This window comes from Methanococcoides methylutens (assembly GCF_000765475.1).
GTDB classification, from domain to species: domain Archaea; phylum Halobacteriota; class Methanosarcinia; order Methanosarcinales; family Methanosarcinaceae; genus Methanococcoides; species Methanococcoides methylutens.
On record NZ_JRHO01000009.1, the window covers coordinates 26,939 to 46,995 of the forward strand.

19 protein-coding genes are annotated in these 20,057 nt (G+C 40.1%); 11 read left to right on the plus strand and 8 right to left on the minus strand.

Annotated elements, in window-relative coordinates:
- The first annotated feature begins 750 nt into the window (after positions 1–750).
- The 3 genes from LI82_RS02535 (at position 751) to LI82_RS02550 (ending at position 3,533) form a co-directional block, all read left to right on the plus strand.
- Positions 751–1,551 (plus strand): hypothetical protein, encoded by an 801-nt coding sequence (locus tag LI82_RS02535; protein WP_135607220.1) that lies wholly within the window; start codon positions 751–753, stop codon positions 1,549–1,551.
- Between the two features lie 114 nt (positions 1,552–1,665).
- The gene (locus LI82_RS02540; RefSeq protein WP_052402675.1) at positions 1,666–2,748 is read left to right on the plus strand and encodes an MrcB family domain-containing protein; all 1,083 of its coding nucleotides are present in this window, start codon (positions 1,666–1,668) and stop codon (positions 2,746–2,748) included.
- A 356-nt stretch (positions 2,749–3,104) separates the two neighbouring features.
- Positions 3,105–3,533, plus strand: coding sequence for a hypothetical protein (locus LI82_RS02550; protein ID WP_048193397.1), 429 nt, complete (start codon positions 3,105–3,107; stop codon positions 3,531–3,533).
- A gap of 219 nt (positions 3,534–3,752) precedes the next feature.
- Here the strand turns inward: LI82_RS02550 and LI82_RS02555 are convergent, their stop codons facing one another.
- Positions 3,753–4,436, minus strand: a complete 684-nt coding sequence (locus LI82_RS02555) for a hypothetical protein (protein ID WP_048193398.1) — start codon at positions 4,434–4,436, stop codon at positions 3,753–3,755.
- A 344-nt stretch (positions 4,437–4,780) separates the two neighbouring features.
- Between LI82_RS02555 and LI82_RS02560 the strand changes: the two genes are divergently transcribed.
- From LI82_RS02560 to LI82_RS02570, 3 genes are all read left to right on the plus strand, one after another.
- A complete protein-coding gene (locus LI82_RS02560) occupies positions 4,781–4,963 on the plus strand; it encodes a hypothetical protein (protein WP_048193399.1) in 183 nt (60 codons plus the stop codon).
- Positions 4,964–5,144: 181 nt separating this feature from the next.
- Entirely contained in the window at positions 5,145–5,777 is a 633-nt protein-coding gene (locus LI82_RS02565; RefSeq protein WP_048193400.1) for a recombinase family protein, read from the plus strand.
- A 297-nt stretch (positions 5,778–6,074) separates the two neighbouring features.
- Entirely contained in the window at positions 6,075–7,193 is a 1,119-nt protein-coding gene (locus LI82_RS02570) for a site-specific DNA-methyltransferase (protein ID WP_201770289.1), read from the plus strand.
- Positions 7,194–7,232: 39 nt separating this feature from the next.
- Here the strand turns inward: LI82_RS02570 and LI82_RS02575 are convergent, their stop codons facing one another.
- Entirely contained in the window at positions 7,233–8,234 is a 1,002-nt protein-coding gene (locus LI82_RS02575; RefSeq protein ID WP_048193401.1) for a BstXI family restriction endonuclease, read from the minus strand.
- An 88-nt stretch (positions 8,235–8,322) separates the two neighbouring features.
- Here LI82_RS02575 and LI82_RS13185 point away from each other — a divergent pair, with 88 nt between their 5' ends.
- Positions 8,323–8,499 (plus strand): hypothetical protein, encoded by a 177-nt coding sequence (locus tag LI82_RS13185; protein ID WP_167879776.1) that lies wholly within the window; start codon positions 8,323–8,325, stop codon positions 8,497–8,499.
- A 328-nt stretch (positions 8,500–8,827) separates the two neighbouring features.
- Positions 8,828–9,208, plus strand: a complete 381-nt coding sequence (locus LI82_RS02580) for a GIY-YIG nuclease family protein (RefSeq protein ID WP_048193402.1) — start codon at positions 8,828–8,830, stop codon at positions 9,206–9,208.
- A 1,014-nt stretch (positions 9,209–10,222) separates the two neighbouring features.
- On the opposite strand, the gene LI82_RS02585 is transcribed toward LI82_RS02580, so the two are convergent.
- Positions 10,223–10,630 carry a hypothetical protein gene (locus tag LI82_RS02585; RefSeq protein ID WP_236622648.1) on the minus strand — a complete coding sequence of 136 codons (408 nt, stop codon included), beginning with the start codon at positions 10,628–10,630 and terminating at the stop codon, positions 10,223–10,225.
- Between the two features lie 346 nt (positions 10,631–10,976).
- Between LI82_RS02585 and hisH the strand changes: the two genes are divergently transcribed.
- Entirely contained in the window at positions 10,977–11,585 is a 609-nt protein-coding gene (hisH, locus tag LI82_RS02590; protein ID WP_048193403.1) for an imidazole glycerol phosphate synthase subunit HisH, read from the plus strand.
- A 17-nt stretch (positions 11,586–11,602) separates the two neighbouring features.
- Positions 11,603–12,925 carry an AIR synthase-related protein gene (locus LI82_RS02595; protein WP_048193404.1) on the plus strand — a complete coding sequence of 441 codons (1,323 nt, stop codon included), beginning with the start codon at positions 11,603–11,605 and terminating at the stop codon, positions 12,923–12,925.
- 30 nt (positions 12,926–12,955) lie between these two features.
- Here the strand turns inward: LI82_RS02595 and LI82_RS02600 are convergent, their stop codons facing one another.
- Positions 12,956–14,260, minus strand: a complete 1,305-nt coding sequence (locus tag LI82_RS02600) for an NfeD family protein (protein WP_052402677.1) — start codon at positions 14,258–14,260, stop codon at positions 12,956–12,958.
- A gap of 20 nt (positions 14,261–14,280) precedes the next feature.
- Entirely contained in the window at positions 14,281–15,039 is a 759-nt protein-coding gene (locus LI82_RS02605) for a slipin family protein (RefSeq protein ID WP_048193405.1), read from the minus strand.
- A 113-nt stretch (positions 15,040–15,152) separates the two neighbouring features.
- Here LI82_RS02605 and LI82_RS02610 point away from each other — a divergent pair, with 113 nt between their 5' ends.
- The gene (locus tag LI82_RS02610) at positions 15,153–17,276 is read left to right on the plus strand and encodes a DHH family phosphoesterase (RefSeq protein ID WP_048193406.1); all 2,124 of its coding nucleotides are present in this window, start codon (positions 15,153–15,155) and stop codon (positions 17,274–17,276) included.
- 77 nt (positions 17,277–17,353) lie between these two features.
- Here LI82_RS02610 and LI82_RS02615 read toward each other — a convergent pair whose 3' ends face one another.
- The 3 genes from LI82_RS02615 to LI82_RS02625 form a co-directional block, all read right to left on the minus strand.
- The gene (locus LI82_RS02615) at positions 17,354–17,965 is read right to left on the minus strand and encodes an orotate phosphoribosyltransferase-like protein (protein ID WP_048193407.1); all 612 of its coding nucleotides are present in this window, start codon (positions 17,963–17,965) and stop codon (positions 17,354–17,356) included.
- 74 nt (positions 17,966–18,039) lie between these two features.
- Positions 18,040–18,519 (minus strand): NOB1 family endonuclease, encoded by a 480-nt coding sequence (locus LI82_RS02620; protein ID WP_048193408.1) that lies wholly within the window; start codon positions 18,517–18,519, stop codon positions 18,040–18,042.
- A 71-nt stretch (positions 18,520–18,590) separates the two neighbouring features.
- Entirely contained in the window at positions 18,591–19,955 is a 1,365-nt protein-coding gene (locus tag LI82_RS02625) for an ATPase domain-containing protein (RefSeq protein WP_048193409.1), read from the minus strand.
- Positions 19,956–20,057 lie beyond the last annotated feature (102 nt).

Below are 20,057 nucleotides of genomic sequence, written 5' to 3' on the forward strand. Positions count from 1 at the left end.
TTTTTTTGTAAATTCACCCAGTTCACCGAGTTCCCCAAGTTCTCCAAATTCCCATATTATCTTACAAAATCAATCTTGCAAGCACGCGTCTATGTAACTATGAAGTAAATTCACCAAATTATCTTACTTTTTATTTTCTGAGTGAATTAGGGAACTCGGTGAACTTGGGGAACTTGGGGATTTTTCAGTTTTTTTGATTATGTCTTGAACAATTATCGGTAATCCCGGAAAATATAATCTCAATTTTCCACTAAAATCTCCAAAATCACCTCCAAACCATCGATATTGCCGAAGGGTATAGTGTCTATTGATGCTGCTTTGCACCTTTTAGGATAAACTTTAAAGCATTTTACCACCTTCCCCTATAATGTTAACAGTATAATATTAACAGCTCCAACAAAACTCCGTCACTCCATATATGTTAACAACTCTCCCACCAAAAAATCAGCATCAAGCGACCTCTAAGTATTGGTGAAGCAAATGGACAAAATATCCCCATCCAATATCAATGGAGTTCCTGGCAAAGGTTGGGAACAAGGAATCGACAAAAACAACATCAATAGACCCACTCGTACTGGTCACAATACAAATATCTCTTCCCCAACTTCCGACTGTTTGGTTAAGGGAGCGATTTTGAATGCTGTGCTAGCTGGAGCCCATACGTGTGGAGACCTTAGGAAAGTGTTACCACAGGTAGACTACGGGTCCTTGCGTACAAGTCTTCATCGTTATTGTAAATACGGATACCTAATGAAAGTAGGTGGGAAGCCGTATAGATATGAACTTACCACTAAAGGAAGGGAACACGCTGCAAATCCATTCATCTACAGAGAGAATTTCTACAAAAAATTGGGGGGATTTATCGACAGGAAGGTCGAGGAAGAAATTGGAGTTCTCCTTCAGGACCCGAGTTTTATCGCGAGGATAGCTTCGGAGCATCCAGACCATGCAGAGACCATTTATAAGACCCTCACAAAGCGAATTCCTGTTACTGTGAGAGATCAGATCTTGGAGGACGAAGGGGTCGATGTGGGGAAAAATGTTGTTAACGGAGGAATTTCGAGTAGGGAACGGAAAGTAATGGAGGAAAATCAAAAGCTTCGGAGAATACTTGCTTCACGGAGAGGAACATTTGTGGAGGAAAAATTTCCAAAACCCCACAAAAAACTCCAAACAAATGAGGATCGGTATCATGTAATGGAGAGATATTTGGAAAAACAGCTCCGAAAAAAGTTCTTCGATTTTCCCGAGGTTTGGCATTATCCTTACAGATTCATCGGCTCTAGTAGCATGTCTGAACTTGCGAAGAACAAACTCAAAGGTGGAGAGATTGTCATATATGACAAAAGGACAGCCTCCAAAATGGTCCAGAAAAGGCTCATAAGAAAGTTGAAAGCCAATGAGATAGAAGAGTGTGTTTTCTTCCTCCAGAGGCGTCCAGACGGATTATATGTGGTCTCCAAAGAGGTCCCTGCAACGAAGATATTGGATGCGAAGTGCATACCTGAGGAGCCAGAAAAAGAGGTGAGGATCGTCCCTCCCTCCAAGTGATTTTTCTAAAAATGGTGAGTTATTGTAGCAACCTATTTGTATGTAACATACTGTTTCAAAATTATCGATGGCTTTTTAATATATTTTGCCATATTGGCTAACCAGGTGAAATTTATGCAAGAGTCTTTTCGAAATATAATGGGCAATTACTTAATCGAGAAAGAGATGCCTTTCAAAGATAATTATCTCGCGAAACACATAAGGAACAATGCAAAAGAGTCTGTCGAAAAAAAAGCACTTATCGATGTCTCGAAATACAAAGTAGATGGTTCTCCTGGAAAGGGTAATTGGGCTGAAATACCTTGGATTGGAGTGTTTGATAAAAACATAACCACAAGTGCAGAAAAAGGGTACTACATAGTATATCTCTTTAGAGCTGACATGTCAGGTTTTTATCTATCACTTAACCAAGGATGGACTTATTATGCAAGAACATATGGTGATAAAGAAGCAAGGGAACATATTAGAACAGTTGCAGCTGGGTTTAAAGATTCATTAAAATCATCATTAGCTGATTTTTCATTTGATGAAATCGATTTAAAGAGTGACAAAAAGTTTGCAGTTGGCTATCAATTAGGACACATTTGTGGCAAATTTTATTCAAAAGAATATGTACCGGACGATCTTCAATTAGCCAACGATCTCCGAAATTTAATTGGTGTGTATAGGGAATTAACGGGAATAGTTGGAAGTAGGAGCTTTGAAGACATCGTTGACCGCTTATTGAAAGGTGATGATGTCGACGATATTGAAGATGAAGAGTACCAGAGCGAAGTTATTGAGGCAACTCCTTCAATTACTCCCAAAGAGCCTCAAAAAAGGTCTAAATCAACAATAAAGCATGGAAAGGAAGTGTGGATTAGAAACCCAAAAATTGCAAAAGAAAGCTTGGAAAAGTCAAACTATCTTTGTGAGATCGATAGTGAACATAAAACATTTACTTCCTCCATAACTGATGATAATTTTGTTGAAGCTCATCACTTAATTCCTATGGGGAATCAAGATGAATTCAAAAATAGTTTAGATGTCCCCGGCAATATTGTTTCTCTCTGTCCGAACTGTCATAGGCGATTACATCATGCATCAGTAGCTGAAAAAGAAGATAGTATAAAGGCATTATATGTTGAAAGGAAAGATGATCTCAAAGATTATGGGATAGAAATTTCTTTGGAAGATTTATTCGGGTATTACAAATGATTTTGTGATACTATCTTCTTTTTCATTGTAAATAAGCCAATTTATGCGATTTTTGACTCATTCCATGCAAGGACATAACTCCATCAAAAAATCGTTATCTAAACGATTCTCGTTGGTCTCAGAGCATATGTTTGTCATAGATGAAGATCTTGGACTCAAAGTAATCCTTAAGGAGACAGAAAAAGAGGTGAGGATTATTCCTCGTTTCAAGTGTTTTTTGAAAAAGGTAATGAAGTTAATTGGATTAATTGAGTTAAAATCCTTAAAGATAATAAGGAACTGATTCAAATAAATTCATGTTTCATATATTAATAACAAGTATAGGTCAATAAAATCGGAAATGTGGTTGAGGTATTATGTACGGCGATAATCAAAAATCTGGAGAAGTGATGCTTGAGATCATTAAGAATAACAAAATGTTAAAGAAAATTACGAAACTTTGTGATATTACATGGGAAGAAGGTTTAAAAAAAAGGGCACATGGGCCAAATAATTGGTCTTATAACGGGATGCTACGAGATTTGGGGAGAAAAATAGAAGAGAAAACTGGAAGAAAATTAATTGCTGGCTCTCTTATGCACGAAAATGCAGAGAAAATGGGTTTGTTGATTCCGATTACAAAAGTAGTTTCTAATGCAAAAAAGATTGGAACTGAAAAAGGATATTATGGTGCATCCTTGTGGACAGAGGAAGGATTACTACAATCATTGGGAAATGAAATTGAGCTTATAGAGGGTAATAAACTCCCAAAACTAAGAGATGAGGAATATTATGAGGAGTCTTGAGTTTTGATTCCTCTATTTGTTCAATTTCATCATGTACTTGGAGACAAAATCCATTAATGGATTATATATTGGTGATGATATTTTAGATTGCATTATAGCGTTTTTTAGAATAAGATTGTTAATTGCATTGCGGGGAGTTTATAATGTTAACACACTTTTTGGTTATTTGCTTGCAATAAAAATGATGGGGTGAATAAGGAGAGCAGACTACATTCCCTGTTATTTTTTTTTCTTACACTCGGCAAGCATTGCTTTTTGACGCTCACGACGCTCGTGTTCCTCTTCCCGAAAATCCTCTATCGGTTGTGTAATGACATTGAACTTTTGGGATTTTGATGATAATTTACTAAGATCTTTCACTATTATCTCAAGAGAGTCGGCTATTCTGATTAATGGAGGTGTTCCAAGTATACCAATTCCCGAAAACTGTGAAAAATCAATCACGTATAATTCCGAATGTTTTTTTTCTAGTCCGTCTTTGTAAGTAACGATTATTTCAAAAGGATTATCCTTTTTTTGTTCATAGTTTTCATACAAACTTGTTAAAAAAAACCTGATTTTTTGGGATGGACCTAAGTAACGTAATCCGTTTTTAATAAACCCAACTTCCGATAATTTTACTGTATCCATCTCAAAGTCAGGGGTTACTTCAAATTGCAAGTCATATGCAGGCCCTTCTCCGAGATTTTCCATAACCATATCAAGAAGGCCGGGTGATCCCGATGCATTGGATTGTTCAAAAGAAACAGAAACGTGTGGCTTTATCTGCGCTTCTCTTGTTTTTCTAGTTTCAGAAACCAATCTCCATGTTAGAATAGCATAGACAACAGTAGAAGCTGCAACGACAAACGAAAAGAATAACGTTAAAGCTGAATTATATTCATTTAACAATTCCAGTACCATGATACACCCTCCAATAATAAGTCGAGAACAATCATCATGATATATCCATAACATTATAAAGTTATCTTAGATTACTGCAAAATAGCACATGCTCCCCCCTCACAACAATCTATTTTCTCTCCTAAATCCCCGCCGGTGTCTCATCTCCTCACAGGCACGACAATCAATGCAATTGTGACATACCTCCACCAAAAAAAGCTTAATCAAGGCGATTCTCGTAAGTCTTTGGTCATATGACCTCCATAGGAATGTTTGTTGTAATGACTTTTGATAATGATTATATGATGCTAAAATATATATCGTAAGTCCTTAATGAATAAGGAAATTAATAGGAGGTGAAATATATGAAAAGAGTGAAAATAACAACGATAAATCCTTTAATTGAAGGAGAAATAGTCAACACTTACGTAAATGGTATTATTGACGATGAAAACTGGAAAATTATAGCTTATGATCAAAATGGTAATGCTGAAGAGTATATAAATATGCATTCAATCCATTTCCGTTCTGCTAGCTATGAAGATTGATTTCAAAAACAGACATTTTATAAAAATTCCCCTTGATGTTCATACCAAGGGGTTAATTTTTTCAGCTCAAATTCAGATGGCTCATTTTTATCTATTTTCATATTCCACAATACATGTCTATTTGGTTTCATAAAACAATGAGAATGAGTTTATAAAAGATGTGTTACACAAAATATGTTTGATGGAATCTTCAGAAAATTCAGTTGGATATGCAAGGACAAGTACGAAGGATCAGAACATCGACACCCAGATTGTCCAACTCAAAAACAAAGGCATCCCTGCGGAGCAAATATTCTTTGACGGGGGTATCAGTGGGAGCGTCCCGGCTCCCGAGAGACCTGGATTCAAGAAGCTCTTGAAGTATATCGAGTCTCATGATGTGGACACGATCTATCTATTCGAAATCTCGAGGCTTGGGAGGACTTTTATTGATACCCTTAACCTGATTATGGAATTCGAAGATAAAGGCGTCAGAGTGGTCTCCTTGAGCCCCAGCGAGGCCTGGTCCACAGCAGGTGATCCTCATTACAGGAAGCTTTTGATTTCGATCTTTGGATGGGTTGCAGAGAATGAGAAGAGGATAATGAGGGAACGGATAAAGGTGGGCATAGAACGGCACAGGAAGGAGAAGAAAACATGGGGAAGACCCACCAAAGAGCCGAACAAAAAAGAGGTCATGAAGTACAGGGATAAGGGTCTGACATGGTCCGAGATCTCAAGGGTGATGAATGTTCCGGCCAGTACATTGTACAAGTACAGGGATGTCTGGGAAGAACAAGACCGGATAGAGAAAGTTAATAGAGCATCGGAGTGATAAATTAGGGAGGATACTGTTGATTCTAATTTTAAAAACGATTGCAAAACGTTCAGAACTATCATAGCAGACAGCAAAAAAGGAAATGCAATTTATTGGTGGATAAAGGTAGAATGATTTATTTTGTTAACAAATCAATGTATCATCATTTCTCACATAGTGGAAGTACCTAATGCTTCATCTACTCTTGGTAAAAACAAACTATCATGATATGATGTTTTTAACCTTTTATAATAAACTAGGTTTCAAACAGACCCCATAATTTAACAAAGTCCATGAGAATATGATATATAGGGGATGGTAGAATTTATTGGCGGAATGAGTATGAAAAACAATCAAAAAAATGCTGGTATAACAAATAACATCTTACTAGAAACAAGTGATGAATCAATTAATAAAGAAGTGATATTATCTCGACAAAAGGACTTTGAAAGCATCAGAGATAATCTTTCTGGTCATCTGAAAGTATCAACCCAAGACGTCCTTTTGGCAGAAGGAGATTCATTAGAATTATTACAATCGTTACCAGATCATAGTGTTTCATTGATATTAACTGATCCACCGTACCATTCTACAAAGAAGGATAATATACATGGGGACAAAGCGTTCAAAAACGATTCTGAATATATAGAATGGTTATCAAAATATTCAAAAGAATGGCACAGAATTTTAAAGCCAAATGGATCTTTATTCTGTTTTTGTTCATCAAAGCTTGCCGCTAGATTAGAAGTAGAGTTGTCTAAAAAATTTAACATACTGAATCAGATAGTGTGGTCAAAACCAAATGACCCTGGGTTTGATGGCTGGAAACAAAAAATGAAAAAAGAGGCATTACGCCAATGGTATCCACATAGTGAACGTGTTATTTTTGCAGAACCTGCATATGAAGGCAATCTTTTTCGATCGTATTTTGGGAATGTATTGCGCGATTTGAGGAAAAAAGCAGGTTTCACAATGAAACTGTTGTGTGAAAAAACAGGAACCTATGGACGTGTAAATCATGGTGGTGCGGCATCTAATTGGGAAGCTGGAAGAAATACACCATCTAGTGAACAATATGAAAAAATCAGTAATGCCCTTCTTACAAGTGAAAATATAAATAATGTGCCTTATTACGAAGATTTAATCCGTCCATTTAAGACCAACGGGTCTTGCCAATTTACAGATGTGTGGGATTTTCCATCAGTACGCCCCTATAAAAACAAACATCCAGCTGAGAAACCAATAGAGCTACTAGAATATGCAATAAAAACAACAACATATGAAGGTGATATCGTCTTAGATTGTTTTTCTGGTTCCGGTAATGCTGCCATTGCATCTTTAAACCATAATAGATTAGCAGTTGCAATTGAAATTGATCCAAAATGGGTAGGCATATCACAAAAAAACATTGAGATCTTCAACAAAAAACATTGAAGACTTCAATTAAGCAGGTATGGAGATTTGACAAACCATTTATGATGATTCCCATTGTTTATTAGTTTCAATAATACGCTTCATCCAATTTATTGTTTCACTTATTCCCATGTCTTTTACTACAACATTACAATGATGGTGTCCCCATCCTAAATTGTAGGGATGATGATTGTACTCATTTATTTTTAGTTCATCGATATGGAATAAATTTAGTTCTGTTACAGTAAGATCATGAACTTCACGGCCTTCAGCTTGTTTCATTCTAGTAAAAAATCCTTCAGAACTCAATTTTTCTAAACACAAAGGGCAGATCGTATCCTGGTCTTTATCAATCATTCGCGAATTAAAAAGAAGTTCATAGTCCAATAATCCTGCTTCTTCAGCAGAATCGATTATAAATTTTCTACGTTTTAAAGCGTCTTCTTCAGTCATGCCATACTTTATTGTAATTTCAAAAGAATCAGAACAATGCCAGAATAGAGCTTCGAGTTGTAGAGAACACAGATTAATTGTTTCTTTGCTCGCATACTCATAAACTCGTATTCCTGCTCCTTTTGAAGAAGTCCCATTAAATCCCCTATTAATCTTTTCCCCATTATTTATTGAAGTTGTTGCAGCGACACGTGCAACATATTGTCCTTCCAATGGAGAATTGCGTTTTTGTGCAGGAATCCAACCTAATTTGTCTGGATTATAATTTTGCCATTGTTCTCGGGTTACATAAAAAACAAGTGCATTTTCACCAATTATCAAATCATAATCATTTAATTCATTTCCCATTTTTATGATGGTAAAGTATTCTTCAGGAGATATGAGGACAATAAAACCGTTTTCAAAATCTCCTTTATTTGGGAAAGTTAAACCATTTTTCCACATGGAAAATGGAATTAAAACAGTATTGTTGCGCAAAACACGATTTTGATATATGACGTCATCATCTGCACCTCTAGTTTGCCCAGTTTTATAAATTTTCCCTTTAATCATTTGAGGTAATTTTGGAATTGCAATTTTTGTAGATTTGTCATTGCTTTTAGTAGACATGTGCAATATAATTCATATAATATGTAAGTTTTTTTGTGTACATAATGTACATTAAGTATTAAATGTATATGACTTAAATTACGACCAGATGAAGAAAATAACTGTGAAAGCAAGATCAAGACAGGGGACAAAATCATTAGATTTAACAATTCCTGTTAAAATTGTAGAAGATGCAAATATAAAAGAAGGAGATATTTTTACTGTAGAAAAATCGAAAATAGGTGAAAACATAATCTTAACGTATAGTTTAGTCTATAAGCAATAATCTGGTTCTATAAAGGTGATGCCTATACATTATAGAAGAAATGATGTAACCAATATCCCAAATGATTGCAATTGGGAAAAACTGTTAAAATCAGACATGCATGGGGTCACGTTTCTCATAGTATTGGTATTCGAATATTAAATTTTTTATTTAAGCTTGACAATACCATATTTTATAAATAGAATCTTTTTTTCTTTCAAAATAAAAGTATTACCTATCAAAATTAAAGTAAATATACTTTTTACACAAAACTCCTTATAAATGTACACACTAAGATTAAATGTATATTATAAATTCATCTTGAAAATACGAAGCAAGAAGGTAAATTATGCCAAAGAGAATGTATGGATATCTCAAAGGTCCAATCGATTGGAATAGTGCGATTTATAATAAGATATCAGGAATGCCGGGAATTTACATTGTAACTGTAAGAGAACGAAACTGGGGGATTCCCTATCCTTTTGGAATGAGTAATATCATTTACATCGGTCAGTCGGAGGATATCGGTAGCAGACTTAGGGAGCATGAAACTAGGGGGGAAAATCATGGTTTCGCGCAGTATAGGGCTTATCACAATATCAACGTTTATTTTAAGCCTATGGACCCAAGCTCAAACCTTGAAAGGTGGGAAAGTAATATGATATTGGATTTTGTGAATAAATTCGGTTGTGCACCTGTGTGCAATAATCAGATCCCGCGTGGGAAATGATGGATGCCATAGGAAACAATATCCTATGGAATTTTTTTTAAACTATTGTTTGATAGCACAATTTTCATATAATGCCTAATCGATATGTATGTTGTATTATAGTAAAAATGTGTTATTCCTCCTCTTAAGTTTAGCTTATTGCTATCAGCGCTGCAAGTGCGACCATTCCGACGACAAGCATAACTACAATATTGATGGGTAGCTCTATCGCTCTTTCATCATTAAAGATTCTTCTCGCGTTTTTCATTATATCACCTATTGTACCTGTGCCTTTTCAGGCGGTGATGCAAAGGTGAAAATGAGATATAAATATCTCGATTTTTTATAATTGTCTTAATAATTATATGGGGTACATTGTATTATTTGATCTCTATGCCTCGTCAGATCACTTCAATACTAAAATAAAAAACGTTTTATAACGTTTTAACCTATCTTATGTTATGGTAATGGTTTATGAATACGAAGAGGATATGATCGAGATATCCACTGATCGCGAAACAATTATCGTCACATCGGAGGAGGCCCGGGAGTTAGCAAGGCAATTGGAACGTTATCTATAATTTGATTCTCACCAATAATTTTATGAAAATGTATTTTCAAAGTGCTTTCCCAGTAATCACTATTTCTGGGGATTTTTGTCTGGTATTCAATCTTTAACATTAGTCGATGCTTTAAAACGCTTTGTCCGAATATTCATGACTTTGTCCGATAAATACACAATTATCACATTGACTGAAAAATAGTGATTTTGACTGGAAATTCATGTTATTGACCGAATAATGTGTTTAGACATTTTATAACCAATCTAGTGTCCATCTATTAGACTAGGATTATAATCTCTCCAAAAATAGATTTTCCTAATTTTAACTATAAAGTTGAAAGTATCTCAATGAATAATAGCAAGCCGCTGAAGATAGAGAGGAATGCTTAAAAAATCAGCCAACAAAATTTGCTTTAAAAATAAGCAGTTAATCGCAATTCTCATATGTATAAAAAAGAAAAAAAAGAAAAGTATTAGTTACTAGATGTAATTTCTGTAACGGTTTCAGCTACTACTTCCTTCTCTTCATCAACTAAGAAATCTACTATCTCATTTTCAGACTTAGATTTAATTTTTAAGGCAGGAGCACATCCGATTCCGTCATATCCTTCATAAGTTGGATGGCAGGAATAAGTTACTCCTATGATTGTCCCTCCTTCTTGAATCATTTGCTGAACTCGAATATCCTTGAGTGCAATTCTAGCTATATTGGATTCATTTGTTTTGAGCCATTCAGGTTTTGATTCATTATATGGTGGCAGGAGTTTAATTTCGGAATAATTAATATCTAAATTTATTGATGTATTATTACTTGATTGCATAGATGAATTTTTAGTTGAGTCTTGGTCAATACATCCAAAAGATAAATTGATTAGTAACAAAATGCTTAATGATATAATTATTGATTTATTACTTTTAATTGCAAACACTCCCTATTTTTGATTAGTTACTTAGTTTGGACCCCACTTCACATGATTATATGTGATACCGTAAAATTATTTTGCATAGTATATATGCATTATGTCCATAAGCTCTTTGTCCGAAAATTCATGCTTTTGTCCGAATATTCGGGTCATTGTCCGATAAATACCCTATTTTTCGGACAAAGCGGCTTTAAAAGTAAAACTAATATTGCATATCGTGATTCTTTTGGAATCCCATCAATAATTATATCATATCCTCCATCATCTCGTTAGATTGATGTACCAAAACCGTACTGTACTTCCCATGAAAAAGATAGTGATAATTGATTATGGGCTTGGCAACCTCCGTAGTGTCCAGAAAGGGCTGGAACACGCAGGTGCGGAAGTGACCATATCAAAGGACCCTGCAGACCTTGAAAGTGCAGATGGTGTCATTCTTCCGGGCGTCGGGGCTTTTTCCGATGCGATGAAGAACATCGTTCCTTTCCTTGATGGCATACACAGTTACGTGGCTTCTGGAAAACCGGTCCTTGGTATTTGCTTAGGGCAGCAGATGCTCATGAGCCATTCAGAAGAAGGAGGGCTCAATGATGGGCTTGATCTTGTTCCCGGCAAGGTTCTCCGCTTCCCACACAGCGAACTGAAGGTCCCGCACATGGGCTGGAACGCTCTTTCCATCGAGCAGGACCATCCTCTCTATGAGGGAATAGAAGATGGTGCATTCGTTTATTTTGTACATTCATATTATGTGGATACTGATGCTGCCCACACTCTCGCTTCATGTGATTATGGTGTGAAATTCGCTGCATCGGTCGTCAATTCCACAGGCAACGTTATCGGAACACAGTTCCATCCTGAAAAAAGTGGTGATATCGGCCTGAAGATGCTTGAGAATTTTGTAGGCATGTGCTGATACTCCGGAGTGATCTAATGGATATAGAAGGCTATGCAAGAAAAGGACTTCGAAAGAATGATCCTGAACTTGAGGACAAACTGACAGAACGTATACTTGAGATAAAGGACACAACGCCTGAACACGCCAGGTCACTTGCAAAAGCAGCTATTGTAGAGGCAAAGGCCACACTTAATGTCGAAGGCGATGTACTGACCTCCACTGTCTCCGGCGTGAGCATGGGTGAATTTGGCGTCGGTTCCCGTGGACTGGGGGATTTCTACGCACATGAGAAGCTCGCAGAGGTCATCGGAAAGACCAGTGCAGCGGTCGATACATCCCATCTTGACGATTCAGGCGCTATCCTGAACGAGACCGGGAATGGGTATATAATTATTACAATTGATGGGATACACTCCCGTCTTAGCGATTTTCCTTTCCTTGCAGGTTTCCACGTAGCCCGTGCATCCCTTCGTGATGTGTATGTGATGGGTTCCCGACCTGTGGCACTCCTGTCCGACATCCACGTTGCCGATGATGGCGATGTTGCCAAGATCTTTGACCATATTGCGGGAATTACCACGGTGTCCGAACTTACAGGCATCCCTCTTGTAACGGGTAGCACTCTCCGTATCGGCGGCGATATGGATATCGGTGAGCGTATGACCGGTGGTGTTGGTGCAGTTGGTACAGCTACAGACCTTACAGCCCGCATTCAGACGCAGGTTGGAGATGTCATCCTTATGAGCGAGGGTGCAGGCGGTGGGACAGTTTCCACTGCAGCGCTTTATTATGAGATGCACGATGTGGTTGATGAGACCATCAACATCAAGTTCCTCGAGGCATGTGATGCACTGATCGCATCCGGCCTGACAAAGCATGTGCATGCAATGACAGATGTGACCAACGGTGGTATCCGTGGCGATGCAAAAGAGATCTCACGAACTGCCGGTGTCAAGCTTGTCTTCGATGAAGCAAAGATGCGTCCGCTTGTCAATCCGAAAGTTCTCGACATGCTGGAAAAGCTGGAGATAGACTACCTTGGCGTATCACTTGATGCATTGCTCGTTATCGCACCGAGGGAATATGCAGACGATATCATGAAGACCGTCAGGGATGCAGGCGTTGAGATCGACATCATCGGAGAGGTTGTCGAAGGCAGCGGTGCAGAGATAAACATCGATGGAAAAATGTGTGATTTCACCCCGCGCTTCAGGGAATCGGCTTACACTCCAATCAAGAAGATGATCGGGGATACAGAGCCAAGGGACTTTGAAGAGATGAAGCGTGCAGTGGATAATGCTGCAAATGAAGCCATTGATAAGAAAAGAAAAGTTATAGAAATGATAAAAGGGAAGTGAGGTTTCACTCCCCTAAAACACTTCTTTTGGTCACTCGCTCTTTTTCACAAAGAGGAGCGGTCCTTTTTTGTCGGTGATCATTACAGTATCACCTTCTTCCAGATCGTCTTCTGATCTTGCTTTCCAGTATTCTCCCTTGTATCTTACAAATCCTTTCGAACCGGCATCGATCTTATCGAGAGCTTCGGCAAGGTCACCTGTGGGTTCTTCACCGATGACCGGTTTGCGATGCCTGACCTCCAGCACTTTGTAAAACACGAATACGAACAGCAATCCCATTACTATCGTAGGTGTAACGATCGCAATGATCATTGTCTGCTGAACGTCTGCAGGTGTATACCAGCGCGGGAAATCTGTGGGTACCAGGAAAATACTTCCTGCTATCAAACATATCAGTCCCGATATTCCGAATATACCAACTCCCGGCGCCTGCAATTCGAGAACGAATAGTATCACCCCCAGGATTATCAGGAATATTGCTGCGATATTCACATCAAAACCTGTTCCTATAAGTCCCAGCGAGATAGCTACGACACCAAATATCTCAGCTCCTGCTCCAGGGTTTGAAATTCCGATAACGATGCCGTATATTCCAAGCATTATCAGTAGTGATGATATCACAGGATCTGAGATTATATTCATAAAGCTCAGCCTGAGGTTTGGAACATACGTATCAATGGTAGCACCGCTGGTGTTCAGCTCCTTACTCTTTATTGTCTCCCCATCCACCTGTTCAAGTAGGTCTTCAACATCTGTGGCAACATATTCGATGACTCCTGTTTCCAGTGCTTCCTCGGCATTGAGGTTGAGGTTCTCGGTAATGAACTTCTCAGCTGCGGTCTCATTACGTCCGTGCTGATTTGCCTTCTCTTTTGCAAGTGCCACAAGGGCGTTCACTATCTTGTCATCTTCCACAGGTTCGACCCCTCCTGTGGAAACAGTGACCGGCTGTGCAGAACCAATGACCGTAAAGGGTGCCATTGCAGCAACATCAGTTCCAAGAAGGATCAGTGTTCCTGCAGACCACGCTTTTGTTCCGCCGGGGTAGACGTATCCGATAACTGGAACTTCTGACTGGTCTATGGCTTCAATGATCCTGAGCGTTTCATCGACCCCGCCTCCGGGGGTGTTGAGGGTTATAACAAGTGCTTCATATCCTTCCTGTTCTGCTACCAAAAGTGCATCAACTACAAGGTCATCAGATACCGGTGTGATCGAATCGGATAGTTCCAGTACTAGAACTTTATCTTCTGCGGAAGCACAGGCAGGGCTCAGCAATAATAATATCAATGCTAAAAATAAAAAAGGAATAAGAGGTGATGGCTTTTTCAACATTTTATCACCTTCTTAAGGTTTTATTTCTTACCGAATGCGGTGGAAAGTGCAGCGATCTCTCCGATCTCCGTTGAATTTGTTACTACCACGAGGTTCTTTTCACGTGCAACTTCGGCAATGGTCTGCAGTTCCCTTAGTTTGAGAGCTACAGGTATGTCCTGGTAGAGCTGTGCAGCATCTTTCATCTTTTGTGCAGCCATGAACTCACCCTCCGCAAGAATTATGCGTGAACGCTTTTCCCTTTCGGCTTCTGCCTGCTTTGCAATTGCACGAAGCATGGTATCATCGATGCTCACATCTCTCAGAGTGACTCCCGTGACCTTGATTCCCCATGGGTCTGTGGAAATGTCGAGCAACTCCTGTATGTCCTTATTGATGGTCTCACGTTCTGATAGGAGCTGGTCAAGTTCAATCTGCCCGATAACATCCCTGAGGGTTGTCTGGGAAAGCATGGATGTTGCGAACTTGAAGTTCTCTACCTCTGTGATTGCAGCATCAGGTTTGAGAACCTTATAGTAAATAACAGCATCAACAGCCACAGTAACATTATCTTTTGTGATGACTGCCTGTTTTGGAACGTCAATAGTTACAACTCGCAGATCAACCTTCATCACTGTATCGATGATAGGGATGATAAGGAAAAGTCCTGGTCCCTTTACTCCGCTAAGTCGTCCCAATCTAAAAATAACGACTCGCTCGTATTCTTTGACCATTTTGAGCGCTTGAGTTAAGATGATAACTCCAATTACAAGTATAGGTATTATGTATTCTTCTATCATGGTAACCTCCCCCAATTTATATGGAAGAAGTTATCATAAAAAACTATTGCTTGTGGCAGTCTTCGTATAAGCAAAGACATTAAATCTAACATAAACAATTAAGACTTGATACAATGAGAGAAGAGTGTACTGAATGTGGAGGAAAAGGATATGAAGTTCTCTCCACTGAGAAATGTCCTGAATGTAAAGGCGCGGGAAAATCAAAGTCTGTTAACCTCATGAGCCTTTCACAAAAGGACGTGAACAGTTTTTTGAAAGATGGTTCAGTTTGCCCGAAATGCGGTGGAAGCGGGGAAATCGAAGTAAGAAAAACATGCACGGCATGCAATGGCAAAGGTGCCTTCTATAAATGTGATATTTGCGGAAAATCCATCGATGGTCCGATCAATGGAAAGGAAGCTTGCAGTACCTGTGGTAAGATAGATATCGTTCATGTGCTGGATAATTCCTGTAATCAGGATGAGCTTGAAGTCGGGAAGATGTACCGTGCTACTGTGAACAACCTTGCGAACTTCGGTGTTTTCGTAGATCTGAATTCCAACCTTCGCGGTCTGATACACTCGAGCAATCTTAGTACTCCTCTTGAGGCAGGAGCTACTGTTGTCGTTGAAGTTAAGGAAGTTCGCCGCGATGGTAAGATGGACCTGATCCCAAGGCAGGTCAAGGATTTCAACATCGTGGAAGTTGAAAAGGAAATACCTATCAGGAAGTCCATAGAGCTCGATAAGTTCATTGGTAAACTTATCAAGGTAGAGGGTGAGGTCATACAGGTCAAACAGACCGGTGGCCCTACTATATTTACAATATCTGATGAGGAAGGTCTCATTTCCTGTGCCGCCTTTGAGCGAGCAGGAGAGCGTGCTTATCCGGAGATCGATGCCGATATGATAATAACCGGTACGGGGGAGGTAACGTCCCGTGCTGACAGGCTTCAGGTAGAGGTAAAGAGCATGAAACGTCTCACCGGTGCAAAGGAGGAGGCTGTCAAGAAGAGGATCGATGAAGTGCTTGACAAAAGAGCGGAACCTTCAGAGATCGAATTCCTTGTAGAAAGCGAGATCCTTGAAAAGCTCAGGCCTGCAATGCGCCAGGTGACCAAGGAGATCAAGAAGGCTATAATGAGGTCAAAGCCGATCCTTCTTCGCCATCATGCTGATGCCGACGGAATGACCGCAGCAGTAGCCATCGAGAGGGCTATCCTTCCGATGATCAGGGAGATAAACGGATCTGATGCAGAATATCATTATTACAAGCGTGCACCATCCAAAGCACCATTCTACGAAATGCCGGATGTTACCAAGGATATATCCTATGCACTCGAAGATGCTGCCAGACATGGGCAGAAACTTCCACTGGTTGTCATGGTGGACAATGGTTCCACAGAAGAGGATGTACCAGCCATGAGACAGGCACAGGTCTATGGTATCGACATGGTTGTCGTGGATCACCATCATCCGGATGAGATCGTTGACCAATACCTGCTCGGTCACGTGAACCCTGCACATGTTGGCGGGGATTTCGGAATGACCGCTGGAATGCTTGCAACAGAAGTTGCACGTATGATAAATCCTGATGTGACGGATGAGATCAAACACCTGCCTGCAATTGCTGCGACAGGGGACCGCTCTGAAGCAGGTGAAGCAGAGGCTTATAAACAGCTGGTTGCTGACAAGTATTCCCAGAAAGACCTCAAGGACATTGCACTGGCACTTGACTTTGAAGCATACTGGCTCAAGTTCAGTAGTGGAAAAGGCATTGTGGATGACCTCATGGACCTTGGTGATAAGACCAGGCATAAGAAGATCGTGAACTTGCTCTGTGAACAGGCAAATGCCATGATCGATGAGCAGTTGACTGCATGCATGCCTAACGTCAAATCCCAGGACCTGCCAAACGGTGCAGTCCTGAACGTCCTGGACGTTGAGAACTATGCACATAAGTTCACTTTCCCTGCACCAGGCAAGACCTCAGGTGAAGTGCATGACCGCATGTGCCAGAAACTTGAAGGACGTCCGGTCATCACTATCGGATACGGCCCTGACTTTGCTGTGATCCGCTCAAAAGGTGTTCTTATGAACATCCCGCAGATGGTACGCGAGCTTCATGAGGAGATCGTGGGTGCCGGTGTTAACGGTGGCGGACACCTTGTGGTTGGAAGTATCAAGTTCGTAGAAGGGATGCGTTCTGAGGTGCTTTCCAAACTGGTAGAAAAGATCGGTTCTGTGGGAGTGGAGTGAAACCTCTCCCTCATTAATTATTTAAAAAAAATCTAAAAAAAGTTTTTCTAAAGGATCAAAAGGGGAATATTCCCCTTTCAGTCTACACGTGTGATACGTACCAGTGAGCTCATTGGCACATTGGCTATTGAATCTGAGTTCATCTTGTCCAGAATTACAGCTATGGCAACAGGATTCGCATCTACTTCGCGAAGTTGTTCCACCACATCTGTGATAGTAGCACCCGATGAGACAACGTCATCTACGATTATGCAGTTCTTTCCTCTTACATCAGCGAAGTTCCTGCTAAAGATACCTCTCTGACGACTTTTTTCTTTCTGGTCATCATAGTCGTGGAAAATACCGAATTCAAGTCCGAGTTCTTCTGACATTATTGTAGCGATAGGTATTCCGCTAAGCCCGATCCCTATCACGACGTCAGCTAACTGATCGGTCTTCTCAAGTGACTCTGCAACCATATCACAGAGTGCCTGTGATACACATTTGAGCCTGAAAGAACTTTGTCCGATGCTGCTCCAGTTCACGGATATGTCCTTTGGTGCAGGAGCAACGACGTCCTTCTTTGAACGTGTCAAAAGCCATGTGACGGTTTCCCGGGATACGTTGAGCTCGTTTGCTATCTGGCCTGTGACAAGGCCGTTAGCTTGCAATTCAACTGCTTTCTGGATCATTTCTTCTATATTGTTCATATTATCCCAGCTTTAATCTCAATTAGAAATATTGTATTCTCTTTCTTTCACCTTGTTATAGGTCATATCTACGGTTATAGTTTTCTTTTCCTGACCTTTTTCAATGGTGACCCACAAACAGGGCATTCCTCACCTTCATCGAACTTACGCCTGCATGCAGTGCACTTCTTTCCCCATACAAGGACATCACGTATCTTCTTCTGTGCAATTGGCTTGAATTCAATACCAAGAACTGATGCGACGTTCTGTACAGCATAATCATCTGTTAGCAGGATCGAGTCCTCTTTATATTCAAATGCCTTTGCGAGGATATCGATGTCCGTATCCGAAAGCTCCTCGACGTCACGCGTCTCTTTGGCAAGCGAAACCACCTTTTTCCTGATGTCAGGGTCAGGCTGTTCCACCCGGGTACCTGTCTCACAGGCGATCTCAAATCGCATAAGGGCTTCCTGGCTCTTCATCTCATTCCTGACAGTAGGTACTGTTATGAATTCTGAAGGGTTGCCATCATAACCATAGATAAAAACTGCGGAGTCTGTAATATAGAATGTCATATTTGTTTAGTCCAAGCCTGTGTTCATATTTTGATATTTCTCATCAGGCTTATAACTATGCATCCTTCCCTTCACTGGGAGGATGGCAATATGATGTCAATTCCGGAACTTCTGACCTCGAATTGCCGGATGCCGGTATCGTGTGCACTTCCACGCATTTTGATTACTGAGATCGTCTTTTCGGTATGTCCTTCCTCTTCTCTAAGGGAAAGGAGGACAGATGAATCCATTCCATAGTCATTGAAATCCCGTATCGTTTTGCTCACATCAGTTATTTGTGCAAACATTGATGTGATACCGTTGGATCTGAAGATGTCTGCAAGGAGCTTGATATGGTCCTTCGCATCAAAAGGAGTCATAAGGTCGCTGAAAACATGGATATCGTCTACAAAAATACGTTTTATGTCCATTTCCTTTATCATTGACCGGAGTTTGATGGCATGTTCTCCTGCTTCAAGGTCTGAAGGGTTGGTGTAAATGACATTGACGAGTCCGGAGGCAATATGGCCGCTAATATCATGTCCTATAGATCTTGCATTGTTGATCGTCTGTTTATCGGATTCGACAAAGGAAACGATCATGCCTTTTTCACCGGCGTTTGCTCCCTCTGCAATGAACTGGGTTCCGATGGTTGTTTTACCGGTGCCACAGCTGCCGGATATGAGCATTGTGGAACCTTCAAAAACTCCTCCTTCTGTCATACTGTCAAGCCCGGAAACTCCTGTTGAGACGCGGGTGGTCGAATATGGTATATCGGGTTCAGGCAGTTCCTGCTTGTGGAGGATCACGCCTTCATCTGTTATTGTAAATGGATGTTTGCCGGTCCTGTAACCCTGGCCTCTTAGTTTAAGTATCTCAAGGTGGCGCACCCGGCGTTTGTTGACCTCATCGTCGGAAAGGTAGATGACACCGTCGGAAACATGGCTAAGGTCGCTTGTCATAAGTTCTTCTTCTGTGAACTCCCCGGTGGCAATTACCAGAGCATCCCATTTTTTCATGCGCAGGAAAAGATCATAATAGAACCTGCGTTTCGCTTCCTTGTCAAGAGTGCTTCCAATAGCTGTTATCGGGTCAATGACAATTCGATCCGGCTTTATCTTTTCGATGGATTCCTCGAGGTTCCACATGAACGAATAGATGCCTTTGTCAAGTGTCTCGGTGCCGATGGGTATGTAGTTCATGTTGCCGGTGGACAGCAGGGATATATTGTAAAAACTGAGCTTTGACATGAAGTTGTTGACCATCGCAATAGGTTCGTTCAATGATGTGACATACATGCATACTTCCTTTTTCTCAGAAGCAGTAAAAATAGACTGCATTGCAATTGTGGTCTTTCCAGATCCGGCAGGACCTGCGATAAGTATGGCAGAAGGTTTTGGGAATCCACCCTTCAGGATCTTATCAAGTCCCAGTATCTCCGATCTCATCAGATTCATTATAGCACCTACAATATATTAATATCAATTTCTGTGACCACTGTATTAAAGGTTATGTTACATACATTGTATCTGAACGTGAAATCTTAATATGGGGCTAGC

Excerpts from the sequence above, each read along its gene's own strand:
- LI82_RS02535 (WP_135607220.1), top strand. The coding sequence starts at position 751 with ATGAAAGTAGGTGGGAAGCCGTATAGATATGAACTTACCACTAAAGGA.
- LI82_RS02540 (WP_052402675.1), top strand. The coding sequence starts at position 1,666 with ATGCAAGAGTCTTTTCGAAATATAATGGGCAATTACTTAATCGAGAAA.
- LI82_RS02550 (WP_048193397.1), top strand. The coding sequence starts at position 3,105 with ATGTACGGCGATAATCAAAAATCTGGAGAAGTGATGCTTGAGATCATT.
- LI82_RS02555 (WP_048193398.1), bottom strand. The coding sequence starts at position 4,436 with ATGGTACTGGAATTGTTAAATGAATATAATTCAGCTTTAACGTTATTC.
- LI82_RS02560 (WP_048193399.1), top strand. The coding sequence starts at position 4,781 with ATGAAAAGAGTGAAAATAACAACGATAAATCCTTTAATTGAAGGAGAA.
- LI82_RS02565 (WP_048193400.1), top strand. The coding sequence starts at position 5,145 with ATGGAATCTTCAGAAAATTCAGTTGGATATGCAAGGACAAGTACGAAG.
- LI82_RS02570 (WP_201770289.1), top strand. The coding sequence starts at position 6,075 with ATGGTAGAATTTATTGGCGGAATGAGTATGAAAAACAATCAAAAAAAT.
- LI82_RS02575 (WP_048193401.1), bottom strand. The coding sequence starts at position 8,234 with ATGTCTACTAAAAGCAATGACAAATCTACAAAAATTGCAATTCCAAAA.
- LI82_RS13185 (WP_167879776.1), top strand. The coding sequence starts at position 8,323 with ATGAAGAAAATAACTGTGAAAGCAAGATCAAGACAGGGGACAAAATCA.
- LI82_RS02580 (WP_048193402.1), top strand. The coding sequence starts at position 8,828 with ATGCCAAAGAGAATGTATGGATATCTCAAAGGTCCAATCGATTGGAAT.
- hisH (WP_048193403.1), top strand. The coding sequence starts at position 10,977 with ATGAAAAAGATAGTGATAATTGATTATGGGCTTGGCAACCTCCGTAGT.
- LI82_RS02595 (WP_048193404.1), top strand. The coding sequence starts at position 11,603 with ATGGATATAGAAGGCTATGCAAGAAAAGGACTTCGAAAGAATGATCCT.
- LI82_RS02600 (WP_052402677.1), bottom strand. The coding sequence starts at position 14,260 with ATGTTGAAAAAGCCATCACCTCTTATTCCTTTTTTATTTTTAGCATTG.
- LI82_RS02605 (WP_048193405.1), bottom strand. The coding sequence starts at position 15,039 with ATGATAGAAGAATACATAATACCTATACTTGTAATTGGAGTTATCATC.
- LI82_RS02610 (WP_048193406.1), top strand. The coding sequence starts at position 15,153 with ATGAGAGAAGAGTGTACTGAATGTGGAGGAAAAGGATATGAAGTTCTC.
- LI82_RS02615 (WP_048193407.1), bottom strand. The coding sequence starts at position 17,965 with ATGAACAATATAGAAGAAATGATCCAGAAAGCAGTTGAATTGCAAGCT.
- LI82_RS02620 (WP_048193408.1), bottom strand. The coding sequence starts at position 18,519 with ATGACATTCTATATTACAGACTCCGCAGTTTTTATCTATGGTTATGAT.
- LI82_RS02625 (WP_048193409.1), bottom strand. The coding sequence starts at position 19,955 with ATGAATCTGATGAGATCGGAGATACTGGGACTTGATAAGATCCTGAAG.